General features: G+C 33.2%; 16 protein-coding genes. 4 read left to right on the plus strand and 12 right to left on the minus strand.

Going from position 1 to position 13,619, the window contains the following annotated elements; translation table 11 throughout:
• Position 1: 1 nt before the first annotated feature.
• Complete coding sequence (locus K5S59_RS28380) at positions 2–1,039, minus strand: DnaA N-terminal domain-containing protein (RefSeq protein ID WP_000700978.1); 1,038 nt, start codon at positions 1,037–1,039, stop codon at positions 2–4.
• Between the two features lie 134 nt (positions 1,040–1,173).
• Positions 1,174–2,091: a DMT family transporter gene (locus tag K5S59_RS28385; protein WP_098259299.1), complete on the minus strand. Its 918-nt coding sequence runs from the start codon at positions 2,089–2,091 to the stop codon at positions 1,174–1,176.
• Positions 2,092–2,237: 146 nt separating this feature from the next.
• On the opposite strand from K5S59_RS28385, the gene pdxR reads away from it, so the two are divergent.
• A complete protein-coding gene (pdxR, locus tag K5S59_RS28390) occupies positions 2,238–3,671 on the plus strand; it encodes a MocR-like pyridoxine biosynthesis transcription factor PdxR (protein WP_098259298.1) in 1,434 nt (477 codons plus the stop codon).
• 93 nt (positions 3,672–3,764) lie between these two features.
• On the opposite strand, the gene K5S59_RS28395 is transcribed toward pdxR, so the two are convergent.
• Positions 3,765–4,691 (minus strand): NADP-dependent oxidoreductase, encoded by a 927-nt coding sequence (locus K5S59_RS28395; RefSeq protein WP_120450296.1) that lies wholly within the window; start codon positions 4,689–4,691, stop codon positions 3,765–3,767.
• A 195-nt stretch (positions 4,692–4,886) separates the two neighbouring features.
• Here K5S59_RS28395 and mleBCA point away from each other — a divergent pair, with 195 nt between their 5' ends.
• Positions 4,887–5,741, plus strand: a complete 855-nt coding sequence (mleBCA, locus tag K5S59_RS28400) for a BCA family alpha/beta fold macrolide esterase (protein WP_000136606.1) — start codon at positions 4,887–4,889, stop codon at positions 5,739–5,741.
• 119 nt (positions 5,742–5,860) lie between these two features.
• On the opposite strand, the gene K5S59_RS28405 is transcribed toward mleBCA, so the two are convergent.
• Together K5S59_RS28405 and K5S59_RS28410 are read right to left on the minus strand one after the other, a co-directional pair.
• The gene (locus K5S59_RS28405) at positions 5,861–6,196 is read right to left on the minus strand and encodes a hypothetical protein (protein ID WP_097844822.1); all 336 of its coding nucleotides are present in this window, start codon (positions 6,194–6,196) and stop codon (positions 5,861–5,863) included.
• A gap of 11 nt (positions 6,197–6,207) precedes the next feature.
• Complete coding sequence (locus K5S59_RS28410; RefSeq protein WP_000025614.1) at positions 6,208–7,377, minus strand: ParM/StbA family protein; 1,170 nt, start codon at positions 7,375–7,377, stop codon at positions 6,208–6,210.
• 209 nt (positions 7,378–7,586) lie between these two features.
• On the opposite strand from K5S59_RS28410, the gene K5S59_RS28415 reads away from it, so the two are divergent.
• Positions 7,587–7,988: a hypothetical protein gene (locus K5S59_RS28415; RefSeq protein WP_001015824.1), complete on the plus strand. Its 402-nt coding sequence runs from the start codon at positions 7,587–7,589 to the stop codon at positions 7,986–7,988.
• Positions 7,989–8,032: 44 nt separating this feature from the next.
• On the opposite strand, the gene K5S59_RS28420 is transcribed toward K5S59_RS28415, so the two are convergent.
• From K5S59_RS28420 to sleB, 7 genes are all read right to left on the minus strand, one after another.
• A complete protein-coding gene (locus tag K5S59_RS28420; RefSeq protein ID WP_120450298.1) occupies positions 8,033–8,569 on the minus strand; it encodes a DUF1697 domain-containing protein in 537 nt (178 codons plus the stop codon).
• A gap of 153 nt (positions 8,570–8,722) precedes the next feature.
• Entirely contained in the window at positions 8,723–9,181 is a 459-nt protein-coding gene (locus tag K5S59_RS28425; RefSeq protein WP_000402856.1) for a GNAT family N-acetyltransferase, read from the minus strand.
• A 195-nt stretch (positions 9,182–9,376) separates the two neighbouring features.
• Positions 9,377–9,874: a GNAT family N-acetyltransferase gene (locus K5S59_RS28430; protein WP_001020880.1), complete on the minus strand. Its 498-nt coding sequence runs from the start codon at positions 9,872–9,874 to the stop codon at positions 9,377–9,379.
• Between the two features lie 26 nt (positions 9,875–9,900).
• Positions 9,901–10,257 (minus strand): hypothetical protein, encoded by a 357-nt coding sequence (locus tag K5S59_RS28435; RefSeq protein ID WP_000976461.1) that lies wholly within the window; start codon positions 10,255–10,257, stop codon positions 9,901–9,903.
• Between the two features lie 107 nt (positions 10,258–10,364).
• Positions 10,365–10,961 (minus strand): YhcN/YlaJ family sporulation lipoprotein, encoded by a 597-nt coding sequence (locus tag K5S59_RS28440; protein ID WP_000697997.1) that lies wholly within the window; start codon positions 10,959–10,961, stop codon positions 10,365–10,367.
• 26 nt (positions 10,962–10,987) lie between these two features.
• On the minus strand, positions 10,988–12,328 hold the full coding sequence (gene ypeB / locus K5S59_RS28445) for a germination protein YpeB (protein ID WP_000943717.1): 1,341 nt from the start codon (positions 12,326–12,328) through the stop codon (positions 10,988–10,990).
• A 15-nt stretch (positions 12,329–12,343) separates the two neighbouring features.
• Positions 12,344–13,123: a spore cortex-lytic enzyme gene (gene sleB, locus K5S59_RS28450; protein WP_001249049.1), complete on the minus strand. Its 780-nt coding sequence runs from the start codon at positions 13,121–13,123 to the stop codon at positions 12,344–12,346.
• A 144-nt stretch (positions 13,124–13,267) separates the two neighbouring features.
• Here sleB and K5S59_RS28455 point away from each other — a divergent pair, with 144 nt between their 5' ends.
• The gene (locus K5S59_RS28455; protein WP_000732615.1) at positions 13,268–13,600 is read left to right on the plus strand and encodes a DUF3889 domain-containing protein; all 333 of its coding nucleotides are present in this window, start codon (positions 13,268–13,270) and stop codon (positions 13,598–13,600) included.
• Positions 13,601–13,619: the final 19 nt, after the last annotated feature.

A 13,619-nucleotide genomic window follows, 5' to 3' on the forward strand; every position in this document is an offset into this window, starting at 1 on the left:
GTTATTTTCCCAACTGTTTTTTTGATTCTACTACCTCTAATTTCCCCACTAATGTATCGATCACTTTTTCCATGTTCACAATTTTTTCTTCTAATGCTTGGATGCGTTTTTCGCTATCCTCTACATTATTATATTTTAACTCATCATTGGACGATTTGAACTGCTCCCATAATTCGAAAATAGTATTTTCAGTAGGTGATTTTGATTTTTCATCATCACGGGTTGCATCTTTATTTGATTCTAATTCAAATTGAAGTTCATATGTATTTCCAGTTAACTCTTTAGCTATTTCCGCAATTAAATCTGTATAAGACTTTTCAACCCATTCTTGTTGAAATTCGTTTTCAAAATAAATGATCAATGAATTTTCATGTATTCTGGCTGTCGTTTTTTTAACCCATGTTTCATATGAAGGTCTTGAAATTATTAATTGCATTTTACCTTTTATTTCATTCCAAATTGTATTGGTTTCTTCTTGTTCGGAAGTGAGTGGATTATTTTGCATATGATGAATATGTGTAATAGAAGTAGTTTTTGATTCTATTTCGAACCAAATTTGATATTCTTCATTAGTTAGATTCTGTACGGTACTTGAAATTATATTTTTATACTCCCCTTCAAGCAAGTCACGATGAAACGCATCTTCACAATAGATTATTAATGTATTATCTTCTATCGTAGCATTTGTATTTCTAATCCATGTCATAAATGTTTTCTCTGTTAATTTTGGCCTTAATGCTTTCTTTACTTCATCCCAGCTACTAAGCCTTTCTTTTTGAATATTTTTCAACTTAGATGGTTCGCCATTACATAGATCGAACTGGATTTCAAACGTCGTATTAAACATTTCTCTTAATGTATGAAATACTAATTCTTTGTAATGAGATTCTAACCAATCACGTGCAAATTCATTCGGACAATAAATTGTTAATATATCATCCTCTAAATAAACAGATGTATTAGTAAACCAAGTTTCATATGATGGTTTTGAAATTTGCGGTCGAATTTTTTCCTTTACTTCAGTCCAATTTATTTTCATAATAACTCCCCCTCTTTTTTGGTTTTCTTTCATATAGCCTAATAATATTACGACTTTCCCATAAATAAAGTCAATCCGTATTATTAATAAAATTAAAGCAGCCCTACTTTATACAGGGCTGCTTCTTTATACAACTACATTTCCTTCTCAAATAATCTACCTTGTTTGAAATAAGACCGGAGTGTGGATCGGTTAGCTAAAAATACTCCAACCAAAATGAAACAAGCACCTATGCCCATTGTAGGATTTAAAGGTTCTCCTAATATGATATATCCTACAATAATAGCAATTAAAGGTGATACGTATAACCATGTTGATGGGAATACAGGATTTGTTTTTGATAAGAGCCAATAATATAATCCGTGCCCACCAATTGATCCGATAAAGATAAGATATAAAATAGGCCACTGTACACTCCATGAAGCTAATACAGTTACATTCGGTTGTTCTACTATGACAGACACGATTAGTAGTAAAACACCTCCATAAAACATTTGAATGCCATTAATGAGAAATGGTGATACACTTTGTAAATCCGAAAGTATTTCTTTTGAGCGAATAGAGCCTATTCCGTAAAATAACTCTCCTATTATTAAAACGAAACAAGCGATACTCCATATAAAACTTAATTCTTGGTGCATTCCTGGTAAAGAAACAAAAACAACGCCTATTAGTGCAATAATTAGGGCTAACAGTTGCTCCTTTTGTAATTTCGTCTTATTTCTCCTTGCCTGTAATAACAATATCATCATCGGTCCCGTTGCAGAAAGCACAGCAGCTAACCCTGAAGAAATATATTGTTCCGCCCAGTACAATGTAGCGAATGTCATAAACGTTAAGCAAAAACCAGCATACATAATACGCTTCGAAAATACATGTGGCATAATTTCTTTTCGCTTTAACTTAAATATAATCATCAAAATTACGCCTGCTAAAAAGAAACGAATGCCCGCCGAAAATAATGGAGGCACTCCTGCCTCAATCCCAATTTTTATCGTTAAAAATGTTGTTCCGAAAATAATACATACTAAAATATAATTGAAAATGACCATTTTTCTTCCTCCTTTTTACTCTTATCATGAGTATAGAAGGTGTAGTGTATAACAGTGTAGCTATGTATATAACAGTTACCTAAAATCGTAGTTGATTCTCTTTAAATTTTTCGCTTTAATTAAATAAAAACGAAAAAGGTGAAACCATGAAGATTGTCCTTCGTAAAGAATCCAACATACCGTATTATCAGCAAATATATATGCAAATTGCTGAAAGAGTACAAAGTGGCATGCTCTCGCATGGTGACGCACTTCCATCTTTACGCTCTATGGCCGAAGATTTACAGATTAGCCTACTAACTGTTCGTAAAGCATATAAGCAATTAGAAAAGAAAGAATATATTCGCATCCAGAAAGGAAAAGGTGCTTATATACATAAACATGGAAAGAAAGATTTCAAACCAATTCCGTATAACTGGCAACAAACGAAAACGATAAATGTTATGCGATCTCAATATGCAATGAATCAGCACCGGAAATATTACGATTTTTCACAAGCGATTTTGTATCCTCGTTTATTGCCAAATCCATTCTTAGCTGATGAAATGCATAAAATACTGAATAAAGACCAGATGATCCTTGCAACATATGGGCCAGTTCAAGGCGATTATGAACTACGAGTTGAAATAGCAAATTACTTACATGAACACCAGCAATTAGTGACAGACCCATCTCAATTATTAATTACAAGCGGAGCACAACAAGGGATAGATTTAATTGCTCAAACATTATTAAAACCTGGTGATATTGTATTAGTGGAAAGTCCGTGTTACAGTGCAGCACTTGATATTTTTATCAATAAAGGCGCTCAAATCATTCCAGTTACACTTGATAATCATGGAATTCGATCCGATTTAGTCGATGATATTTGTCAAAGTAAAAATCCCGTATTATTGTATACGAATCCGACTTTTCAGAACCCAACAGGTACAGTAATGAGTAAAGAACGGAGAATGGAACTTATAGAACTAGCAGAGCTATATCAGTTTTTTGTAATTGAAGATGATTCTTTCGGAGAAATATATTTTGAGGGTGCGACTGTTCCCCCTCCTATCAAAAAATTTGATACGAATGGCCACGTAATTTATATAAAAGGATTTAGTAAAACGTTAGCACCTGGACTGCGTATCGCCTCGCTTATTGCTGATGGACCTATTTTCGAATGGTTATTTGCTGTAAAAGGTTCAATGGATATCGGTAGTCCTTTATTAACACAAAAAGCACTTCTACCGTTTTTACGTGCAGAACGTATGAAAAACCATTTAGAAAAATTACGTACCGCTTTACAAATTAGACGTGATATAACGATTGATATGTTATCACCACTTAAAGAAATAAGATTTCAAATACCAAATGGTGGATTTAATTTATGGATTACACTTCCTGATTCGATAGATCCCTTTAGCTTATTACAAAAAGCAAATGAAGTAGATGTTTCTTTTTTACCAGGAACAGCTTGTCTATTAAATAATGATACAAATAAAAACCAATTAAGGCTTAGCTATTCTATGTTAAATGAAAAAGATATGTTGATTGGTTTAGAGAAATTACATGATACAGTACGAAACTATAAGCTATAGAAGCATATGCACAATATCTTTAAGCTAAAAAGTAAATACCCCAAAATATTTTTGCTTTGGCGTATTTACTTTTTGAAGGATAATTAATCATTTTTATTCCACTTTCATTACAATCTTACCTCTAACATGTTGACCTTCACTCAAAATATGAGCTTCTCTAACGCCTGCTTCATTAAACGGGACAACTTTACTTATGATTGGTTTTATTTTTCCATGTACAATTAAATCTGATAATTCTTCTAGTTGCTTTCCATTTGGTTTTAGCCATAAAAAACCTGATTTTATCCCTTTTACTTTTTGAATTGGCTCATGAACAATCGAAACGAAAACACCACCAGGTTTTATAATTTGAAAACTTTTTTCCTGTACTTCTCCACCTATTGTATCTAACACAATATCAAAATCTGATAGTAGTTCTTCAAATTTATCTTTTTTATAATCAATAACAAGATCCGCTCCTAAAGACTTTAAAAACTCTTCATTCTTACTACCTGCAGTTGTCGCAACAAAAGCTCCAAATGATTTTGCGATTTGGATTGCTAAACTTCCAACTCCGCCAGCACCGGCATGAATAAGTACTCGGTCATGTTCTTTTATTTTTGCGTAATCTACAAGACTTTGCCACGCTGTAAGTCCTGTAAGAGGAATCGAAGCTGCCTCTTCAAAACTTAGATTTGTAGGCATATAGGAAACTAAATCTGATTTTACTGTAATGAATTCAGCATAAGAGCCCTGTCCTATATTTTCAGGTTTCGTATACACCTTATCTCCTATTTTGAAACACTCTACCTCTTCCCCAACTTCTTCAATAATTCCAGCTACATCTAAGCCTAAAATGATTGGAAATGAAAATCGTAACTGTTGTTGCAAGTCTCCTTTTCTTATTTTCCAATCTACAGGATTAATAGATGTTGCGAGAATACGTATTAATACCTCGTTATCTTTAACAACCGGTTTTAAAACTTGTCTTTCTGTTAATTCTTCAACACTACCATATTGATCTATAACAATTGCTTTCATTTCCATTCCTCCTTGCTGTTTATTTTAATAACTTACAAATATTTCTCAAATTTTTTTGCCTTGAATTATCATAAACTTATTTTTGGAGGTAATTTCGTAAGAAAGATAATGAATTCCAAAATGAATCTAACACACACCTTAGAATCATTCAAAACTGTATTTTTAATTACATTCAAAAGAAATGGGGATAACTTTATGACTGAAAAGATAATTAAAATAAACGGGATTGATATATGTACAGAAAGCTTTGGGAATCCTAAAAACCCAGCTGTTTTATTAATTATGGGTGCTACGTGTTCAATGGTTTATTGGGATGAAGAATTTTGTGAACAGTTGGCTAACACAGGGAAATTTGTTATTCGTTTTGATAACCGTGATGTAGGACGCTCTGTTGCGTATGAACCCGGTACTTCCAATTATACAGTTACAAATATGGCAGAAGATGCAATTGGGATACTTGATGCTTATCATATTGATCAAGCACATCTATTTGGTATGTCTTTAGGTGGTATGATAGCTCAAATTGCTGCTGTAAAATATCCCGAAAGAATATTGTCGTTAACATTACTAGCTACAAGTGTAATAGGCTCTGACGATAACACACGCGATTTACCCCCAATGGATGAAAGGATTTTAACACATCACGCAAACGGCACGCATTTAGATTGGACAAATGAAAATGTTGTAGCAGAATATTTAGTTTCCGGATCTCGCCTTTTATGTGGATCTAAACGAACATTTGATGAAAAAAGAGTCTATAATCAAGTAAAACAAGAAATAGAACGCGCAAACAATCTACTAAGTATGTTTAATCACGCTTTACTTCAAGGTGATGATGCTTATGAAGGTGTGCTTCACTCCATACAAGCACCTACATTAGTTATTCACGGAACAGACGATACTGCACTCCCTTTTGAACATGGTCTCGCACTTATTGATGAAATTCCTAACTCAGTCCTACTAACTCTTGAAGGCGCAGGACATGAAAATCATCCTGATGACTGGGAAGACATCATTCATGCAGTTATTGAACATACATCTAAAATATAGATAAATAACGAATAGAAGGGGCACACCATAATTTTTGCCCCTTCTATTCGTTACATGTAAAAAAGCCCATCACTGTATCCGTATGTATAGTGATGGGCGCTTCTTATATTTTTCTATGTTTAAAAAAAAGGACAATCTAATTGATCAACAGATTCCCATGATTTTTTTTTTATATTTTCGGTGGATTTATTAGCTTCTAGTGGTACGTTTTTAAAAGGGTTTACTTCAACCTTTAATATGGAAGATGGTTCTACATATAATGAGAAAACATGGCTACTTGGTATAGCTTTTGACACATCAATATCTCCTACTTGTTTAAAGAGTTGCTGCGCTGCAAAGAAAAAGAAATTGGTTGGGTTTGATTGTTTATTCAGCCATGCAATCATTTCAGGTGATACTGATTTATGAATATTGATTTTTACTCGATCACCACGTTTATATCGCCTAGATCGCATACTTCCACCAACTAACTTATCGTTAAGTTTGTAAATCCTAACTCTTTTTGCTTATGCTCTCTATATTTTGGCGAACAAGTGTAGACTAATAATCCACGTGCATTTGTAAATAATGGATTATCTACAAAGATTACATTTGTTAGTCGTCCTTTTTGTTTTAAAATCATTTTTAAACTGTTTTTAATAATTACTGCGCCCCCGCCATAAATAAATACGTATGGATCGTCTTTCATGTCATCAATTTTGTTTATGATATCTGTTGCGACACGCGCTGCTAAACCTAATAATGCTGGTTGTGATTCTTCAACTAGTAACGCATTTCTTGGGTGCTTTTCATGTAAATAAATTTGGTTAAACTCTGTAATACTATCAATCGTCTTTGTTGGATACTTCCGATTCCATCTTGTAATAATTTGTAGTAACGTTTCTTTCACACCGTATGATAAGCCCTTACTTAGTTGTGGTCTAAAGTTCACACCTAGTGAAACTACTTCTTCTGTCGTCCCTGCACCAATATCAAAAGACAATAAAGTTTTATCAACAAAATCAATTTCTGAAACTTGATTTTGTTCACATTCTATTTTATGTTTCACTACATTTCCTTCTTCATCATATACAATGCCCCACGTACCAGAAGCGCCCTCAGGTAGGCATTTACAATATTCGATTGAAATATTAATTGTCACATCACGTCCGTTTGGATAATGGAACACAACCTTATGATTGCCCATATAACGTTTCGCATTTCCCGCAGCTATTTCTTGTGTAATAAGCTGCATAGGAAGAGCAACAGATAAATCATAACGAATATTAATATGACTAGAAGTTGGACTTTGACGCATAGCACTTACTGCTAAACCAGATAGAATTGTAATAACCATTAACTCATCAGTTGACTTATTTGATTTCTTCTCAACCTCAGTGCCTTTTAATTGATCTTGAATGACTTTTTCCCCAACGATATACCGCACGTTATTTAACATTAGCGATGGAGAACTAATGGTCACGTCAATGTGATTTTCTAATTCAGATAATGAAACATCTCCCTCATCTAACAATCCTGTAGGCTCTCCTATATATAAAGAATATATACTCGGAATAAAAATAGGGTCTTGCCCTTTCACCATTAACTTCAAACCGTTATTTCCTGCATCAGCACCAGCTTTTAATAGAATAGACATAACTACCCCCTAAATTAATCTGACATCCCTTCCAAATATATGCGAGCCCATTCTTTTACATTCAAATGTAATGTAATTTTTTATAAAAGACAAAAATAAAATATCAAATTATTTCCTTATTGTGTAAAAAGTATTTGACATGAAACTTTTCCAATTTTATACTATGTATGTAAAGGGTTTTTTACATTATAGGAGGTGTCATTTCTAAATTGAATCATAAAAAAATCATTTTCATAATTATCGTTACATCATTACTCGGAATCCTCTTACATGGCGCATATAAATATATAACGGAAGGTTCAATTTTAGGAGGAACAATATTCGCTTTTTCGTTAATACTTGGTAATTTAATTAATCAAATTACTTGGGGAGATCCAAACGGAGTGTCGGAAGAAAGCCAAGATGAAATGGGACAGCAAATTAAATATAAAAGCTTTAAAGTTGCTTACTTTGTACTTATATGCCTTATGTTTTTAATTTTAATAGCATCAGAAGGATTTGCATTCTTATTACTCGATGAAATAAAGAATCTTCCTCTTTTTATCGCCCTTTGTTCTTCTTTCTTTATTTATCCTATTGTCGAACTTATAGTCGCAAAACAATATAAATAAAAAGGTGAGATTTTCTATATACAGAAAATCTCACCTTTTTAAATTTACATACTCTCAACTATCGCTTTTAATTTATTCACTGTCCGCCAATTTCTCACTGTAGCTGGTGTATATAACTTCTGAAACTGGTTCATTAATTTAGAATTTCGAATGCTGTTTTTGAATAACAAATACACAACTTTTTCATGTATATAACAATCTTCAGTTTCATTTTTTTGCATAAGAAGCTGATCTTTTTCTTTTTCAGAAAGTTGATTTGCTAAGAAGGCAACATATATACTTTCTCCTTCTAGCAATGAATCGAATTCATAAGGACAGCTTTTTATCATATTTATAAATTCATCACATGTTCTTAATATGACTGGAACATCAAAACCAAAAACGTTTTTAATTTCCAATTGTATTCGTTCCTTTAGAAATATTATATCTTCCTCAGATTTGAACACGACATTACCGCTTTGAATATATGTTTTTACTTGTTTTAACCCTATGGATTCAAACATTTGTTTTAAATCCGCCATTTTGATTACCTTATGCCCGCCTACATTGATTCCTCTTAGTAATGCAATATAAATTGTCATATCATTTCTCCTCGTTTAAATGTGTTTCAAAGTTGATGTAAAGATATTTAATACCCTATAAAAACCTTACTACATTTTATTATAGTAAGGTTCTTATAGCGGTTTAATTTTATTCAACGAAAGCATCTGTTTGTTGAATAAAAAGTGCTTTCGTTATAAAGCCGTTGACTTTTTAAACAAAGGTATGTACCTTCCACTAGGTCCATAAGCAACTCCAATCTTTTCCCAGCCATATTTTTCATAATAGCCTTTAAGATCTGAAGTAAGATAAAGAAATTGGTACCCTCTCTTTGCAGCTTCTAGCAGTCCATGATTCAACAATTTTGCTCCTACAGAATTGCCCCTAAATTTTTCATTTACAAACAAACATGCTAGCCAAGGACTCAAATCCTGGCGACTATTTAAATCATTGCGAATTAATGCATACGTTCCGATAATCTCATCATCTACTTTTGCAATGTAAAAACTCGGTATGTCATTTGGATCAGTTAAAGCATTAATCATACAATCTTCATAGAATGCACGCCCACCTTCCTCACCCCATTCTTTCCAAAAAACATCTATGGCCTTATTAAATAATTCATCCTTCTTTAGTAATTGAATGATTTCCATAAAGCTACACCTCCCAAAAGTATTAATTAATGATTGTCTAACTATAAAAACTAAATGTATTTCAAGTAACTTTATTTTTTATGTAACTATCTATAATTTCTTTATTCTTAAATATAACCTATTACTATGTATTCTTTTATTGTCTACATAAAAAAACTTACTACTTTATTATGCAAGAGTAAGTTTTTCTTCTCGTTATTTTATGATAGGTAAATGCATTATGATTTGTTGACCAATTGGTCCCATTCTTCTAAAGCCTTTATCTTGGAAGCCGACTTTTTCGTATAAATTTTGTGCAGGAATATTTTTTTCATTTACAGCAAGTACAACTTCATTTTTTATCGGGAAATAACATTTTACAAACTCTTGTAATAGTGCTAATGACTTTTTAGCATATCCTTTTCTTTGTCTATTGTGATTTATAGAAAATGATGTTAAAAGTAAAGCATCCTGATTGTCTGTGAACTCCTGTACTCTATCTCCTGTTTGCAATGCAAAAAGACCAACAGGTACCCTATTGTAATCTAAAATAACAATCACATTTTTTGTTCGATCACTTTTTGCTTTCTCCAATAATTCACCTGGATCTGATGTGAATTGAACTTGTTCACTTGGTAAAGTAAATGTTTGTATAACTTCCTTATATTTCTCCTTATACGGAACTAATTGAATTTCCCCTGTATGTATGTTCATGCGAAACTCTCCCATTTTTCAACTTATTAACTTAAACCTTGCTGCGCTTTTGAATGCACTTTTCCATCTAAAAAGGTAATTTCAACTAATGAAGTTGAATCGCTTCCCTTCCAAGAAAAAATTTGTTTAATTTGTGTAGAATCTTCTACACCTTCTTCTATAAGTAAATTACCATCAAAACCAATTAAATCTTTCACTTCTGTATAAGTCATTCCTTCATTTATGTTCGAGAAATGATTTATATTGATAAAATCTTTCTGCTGCCTTTCCATCACAGTAGAAGAAGTCGCTGTTTGTTTCTTCACTTCTTTCTTCTGTTCACACGCTGTCATACTGAAACCTAAGCATAAACTACATACTATTAATGCGCTTTTTTTCATCATAACAGTTTTCCCTCCCATCATAATTAAACCATATATTCCCTTGAAAATAAACTGAATATTAAATATTATACTGAAAAATCCCCGTACAATTAAGTACGGGGTTAATTTTATTTATTCAAATGATTATTTGATTGGTCATTCTGTTCTTTTCTTAGTTCTTGTTCTTCATCTTTTGGTAATTGTTTATCATTATCTTTAATTGGATTCGTTTCTCGATTTTCAATCATGTCATTTGGAACTTGCGGCATTACGCGGCCAACGATGGCAGCTAACTCATCAAGTATACCTTCACCTGTTTTTCCTTTTTTAATTTGCTTTCCAATTTGTTTCAGTCGTTCATACGTATCAACATCTGCTACAACGACTGCATTAGCACCATCAGGATCGTTTTTCAAACTTTCTGCAACAGAGTATTTTATGGACTCAACGCGAGTTCGATCAAGTTTCGCTTTTACATCAATACCTACAATAGCATATTTGCCGACTACTACGGCAGTTGCATCATTGACACCTGGCACACTTGCCGCTAAAGATGCTAAATGGTCTGCTGCTTTTTCATTTGGCTTATTTGGTTTGTTCGTGTAATTAACATTTTTCGTCGAAACATTTTTTTGCTCTGGTTTTTCGTTTGGATTGTCCTTTTTTCCAACACTGCATCCTGTTATAAAAAAGCAAAGCATCAACATATATATTAGGATCTTCATTATTCTCACCACTTTACTATTAAAGTTTAATCATAAATTTTTTCAACAGCTTGCATTTTCTTTACTTTTTCCTCTGCGCCGCTATTTGCATTAATGAAAATTTGGTACGTATCTTTCCCTAAAGTACCTACAAACTCATAGCAAAGTACTTCATTATGCAAATCATTTACTACGACAGCTTTTCGTTCTTCCATAACTTTAACATCTGGATTGATTTTCTTTCTTGCTTCTGCTGCAGTTAGCTTTGCTGATGGAACTGTTCGTTTTTGATGTGATGCTAAATATTCTTTTGCGGAAAATCCAACGATAGAACCGTCATCTAAAGCAATTTTCATTTGGATTGCTTCTGGATAAATTCGTATGCCATTCTCATTTACTACATACGTAAATACACCAACATTATCATATTGCGAGCTATCATAAAGCTCCATATTATTAAATTTATGGTCCTTTAAAAATGTCAAACCTTTACTTCCTGCATCATTTAAACTAATTTTTTGTGCTTTAATTTCCCGATTATTCATAACCCAAATTGGATATCCGCCTTTTCCGGTAATATCCATATAAAACTCATTATTCGTTGCTGGATCTTTTATTTTCACACTATAGAAGGATTCTTTCGCACCTTTTCCACTTTTCTCAACATCTACTTTTTCATTTCCTTTTAAGTTCAAAAACGATTTTGCAATTTTCGCTGCCTCATCTTTAGAAATTGCTTTCCCTTCTGCTTCAAATCCGCCTTTTTTATTTTTTTGTGCACTAGTAAAGGTAGGTCCGAAGTTTGTAGATGAATATGAGGTTACGTTTTTCTCTACTGTTTTTAATCCGTCAATAATTGTATTGTCTGCAGGATCACGATTTGATGCGAGTGCCATCTCAACATCCATCCAGCGTAAATTATTTTTCAAAACTAGATGTTGTACTTTTCGTAACTCATCTTGTATATTTCCAGCATTTGAATATAAAGTTTCCAATGTTTTGTACTCTTGCTCATTTAACGGCTCTTTTTCTAAATCACGAATAGCTGCACGGTAACTAAAATCACCGATATTTGCTAAAAATTCTTCTGTTTTATTAAATGGCATTAACGTTAATGGTAATTGCCCTACATCCGAACGTGCTTCAGATGTTAATCTCCATACATCTGCTAATGCAGGTGATAAAGATGCACGTGAATTCATCGCAAGCGTTGTTCCAATTTTGTCGTGCAATAAATCAACCTCATATGCTAAATCATGAAACGCTCGTTGATAGCTATTTTCTGCTCGGATTAATACCGCATTCTTCTCTTGGTGCTCTTTATAGCCCCAGTAACCAGTTCCGACTACACCGACTGTTAATAATACGATTATAATACCTCGTAACATAGTTCCACCTCCGCTCTATTTACAGAAAATATGTTTCCCAATCTTTTTAATTTGTGGACGAGTCCAGATCCATTTACTTGTTGCGGTATCAGGATTGAAGTAGTACAATGCATTTCCTGTTGGATCCCATCCATTAATTGCATCTAATACAGCTTTTTTCGCTGTTTCATTTGGCGTTAAATATATTTGTCCGTCTGCTACCGCTGTAAATGCTCTTGGCTCAAAGATTACACCCGAAACGGTATTTGGGAACGATGCACTTGTAACACGATTTAAAATAACCGCCGCTACTGCAACTTGTCCTAAGTATGGCTCCCCTCGAGATTCTCCATATACTGCGTTTGCCATGAGCTGAATGTCATTTTGAGAATAACCATTTGGAACATTTGTCCCTTTATTTTGAGGTGGTTTATTTTCTTGTGCAGTACCACCACTATTTCCTTTATTCGATGTCGTTCCTTTATTAGCAGTCGACTTGTCATACTTCGTTGCTTTTACTAGCATTTGCTTCGTTTTAGCTCCAGCTAAACCGTCAACAGGTAATCCGAATTTCTCTTGAAAATTTCGAAGTGCCCAGTATGTACCCCATCCGAAAACACCATCCACTTTTCCCGTATAAAATCCGTTATATTTCAAACGAGATTGCAGTTCAATGACATCTTCGCCAGATGCTCCTCTTTGAATGACTTGATTAGAAAAAGCTTCTACATTTTTTAGTTGTATACTACTTACCATCAAAGATAGCCCGATGAACGCAAGTAAAACTGCTATTTTAAAAATAGCTTTTTGGCGCATAATTTTCCCTCCTTAATTATGTAAATGATTTCTTGGTTATGTTTTGTAAAAGCCTCGCTTTTATGTAAAGAAGACAAAAAAATCCAAACTCATATCGTTAAAAAAATATGTAAACAATATAAAAAAAGATAAAAGGAGTTCATCATGAAAAAATTGTTTAAGCGTATCGCAATCGCCATCCTGTTCATAACAACATGTTCAAACATATATACTGAGCCATCAATTGTTCATGCGCAGCCTCCGTATGCCAAATGGGGGAAACTTGCTGTAGAAAAGACGAAAGAACAATACCCAAAAGCTGAGATTATTGATTATCTTCATATAGGTAGAAAACCAAAAACCGTTCAGATAACAGTCGAAAAATTTAAATTGTGGCTACGTGAGGATGGGAAAGAATATGGTGTTTTTGTTGATGTAGAGTTTGAAACGAAGACGGATAAGTTTATAAAAATGTCGTTTCAGAAGACGAGTAGATAAAATAAAAGAACCCGACTGT

The organism is Bacillus sp. BML-BC051, assembly GCF_019656175.1.
GTDB classification, from domain to species: Bacteria; Bacillota; Bacilli; order Bacillales; family Bacillaceae_G; genus Bacillus_A; species Bacillus_A mobilis.

What these genes read in the sequence shown, in the direction of transcription:
- K5S59_RS28380 (WP_000700978.1), bottom strand. Translation starts at nt 1,039, where the DNA reads ATGAAAATAAATTGGACTGAAGTAAAGGAAAAAATTCGACCGCAAATT.
- K5S59_RS28385 (WP_098259299.1), bottom strand. Translation starts at nt 2,091, where the DNA reads ATGGTCATTTTCAATTATATTTTAGTATGTATTATTTTCGGAACAACA.
- pdxR (WP_098259298.1), top strand. Translation starts at nt 2,238, where the DNA reads ATGAAGATTGTCCTTCGTAAAGAATCCAACATACCGTATTATCAGCAA.
- K5S59_RS28395 (WP_120450296.1), bottom strand. Translation starts at nt 4,691, where the DNA reads ATGAAAGCAATTGTTATAGATCAATATGGTAGTGTTGAAGAATTAACA.
- mleBCA (WP_000136606.1), top strand. Translation starts at nt 4,887, where the DNA reads ATGACTGAAAAGATAATTAAAATAAACGGGATTGATATATGTACAGAA.
- K5S59_RS28405 (WP_097844822.1), bottom strand. Translation starts at nt 6,196, where the DNA reads ATGCGATCTAGGCGATATAAACGTGGTGATCGAGTAAAAATCAATATT.
- K5S59_RS28410 (WP_000025614.1), bottom strand. Translation starts at nt 7,377, where the DNA reads ATGTCTATTCTATTAAAAGCTGGTGCTGATGCAGGAAATAACGGTTTG.
- K5S59_RS28420 (WP_120450298.1), bottom strand. Translation starts at nt 8,569, where the DNA reads ATGACAATTTATATTGCATTACTAAGAGGAATCAATGTAGGCGGGCAT.
- K5S59_RS28425 (WP_000402856.1), bottom strand. Translation starts at nt 9,181, where the DNA reads ATGGAAATCATTCAATTACTAAAGAAGGATGAATTATTTAATAAGGCC.
- K5S59_RS28430 (WP_001020880.1), bottom strand. Translation starts at nt 9,874, where the DNA reads ATGAACATACATACAGGGGAAATTCAATTAGTTCCGTATAAGGAGAAA.
- K5S59_RS28435 (WP_000976461.1), bottom strand. Translation starts at nt 10,257, where the DNA reads ATGATGAAAAAAAGCGCATTAATAGTATGTAGTTTATGCTTAGGTTTC.
- K5S59_RS28440 (WP_000697997.1), bottom strand. Translation starts at nt 10,961, where the DNA reads ATGAAGATCCTAATATATATGTTGATGCTTTGCTTTTTTATAACAGGA.
- ypeB (WP_000943717.1), bottom strand. Translation starts at nt 12,328, where the DNA reads ATGTTACGAGGTATTATAATCGTATTATTAACAGTCGGTGTAGTCGGA.
- sleB (WP_001249049.1), bottom strand. Translation starts at nt 13,123, where the DNA reads ATGCGCCAAAAAGCTATTTTTAAAATAGCAGTTTTACTTGCGTTCATC.
- K5S59_RS28455 (WP_000732615.1), top strand. Translation starts at nt 13,268, where the DNA reads ATGAAAAAATTGTTTAAGCGTATCGCAATCGCCATCCTGTTCATAACA.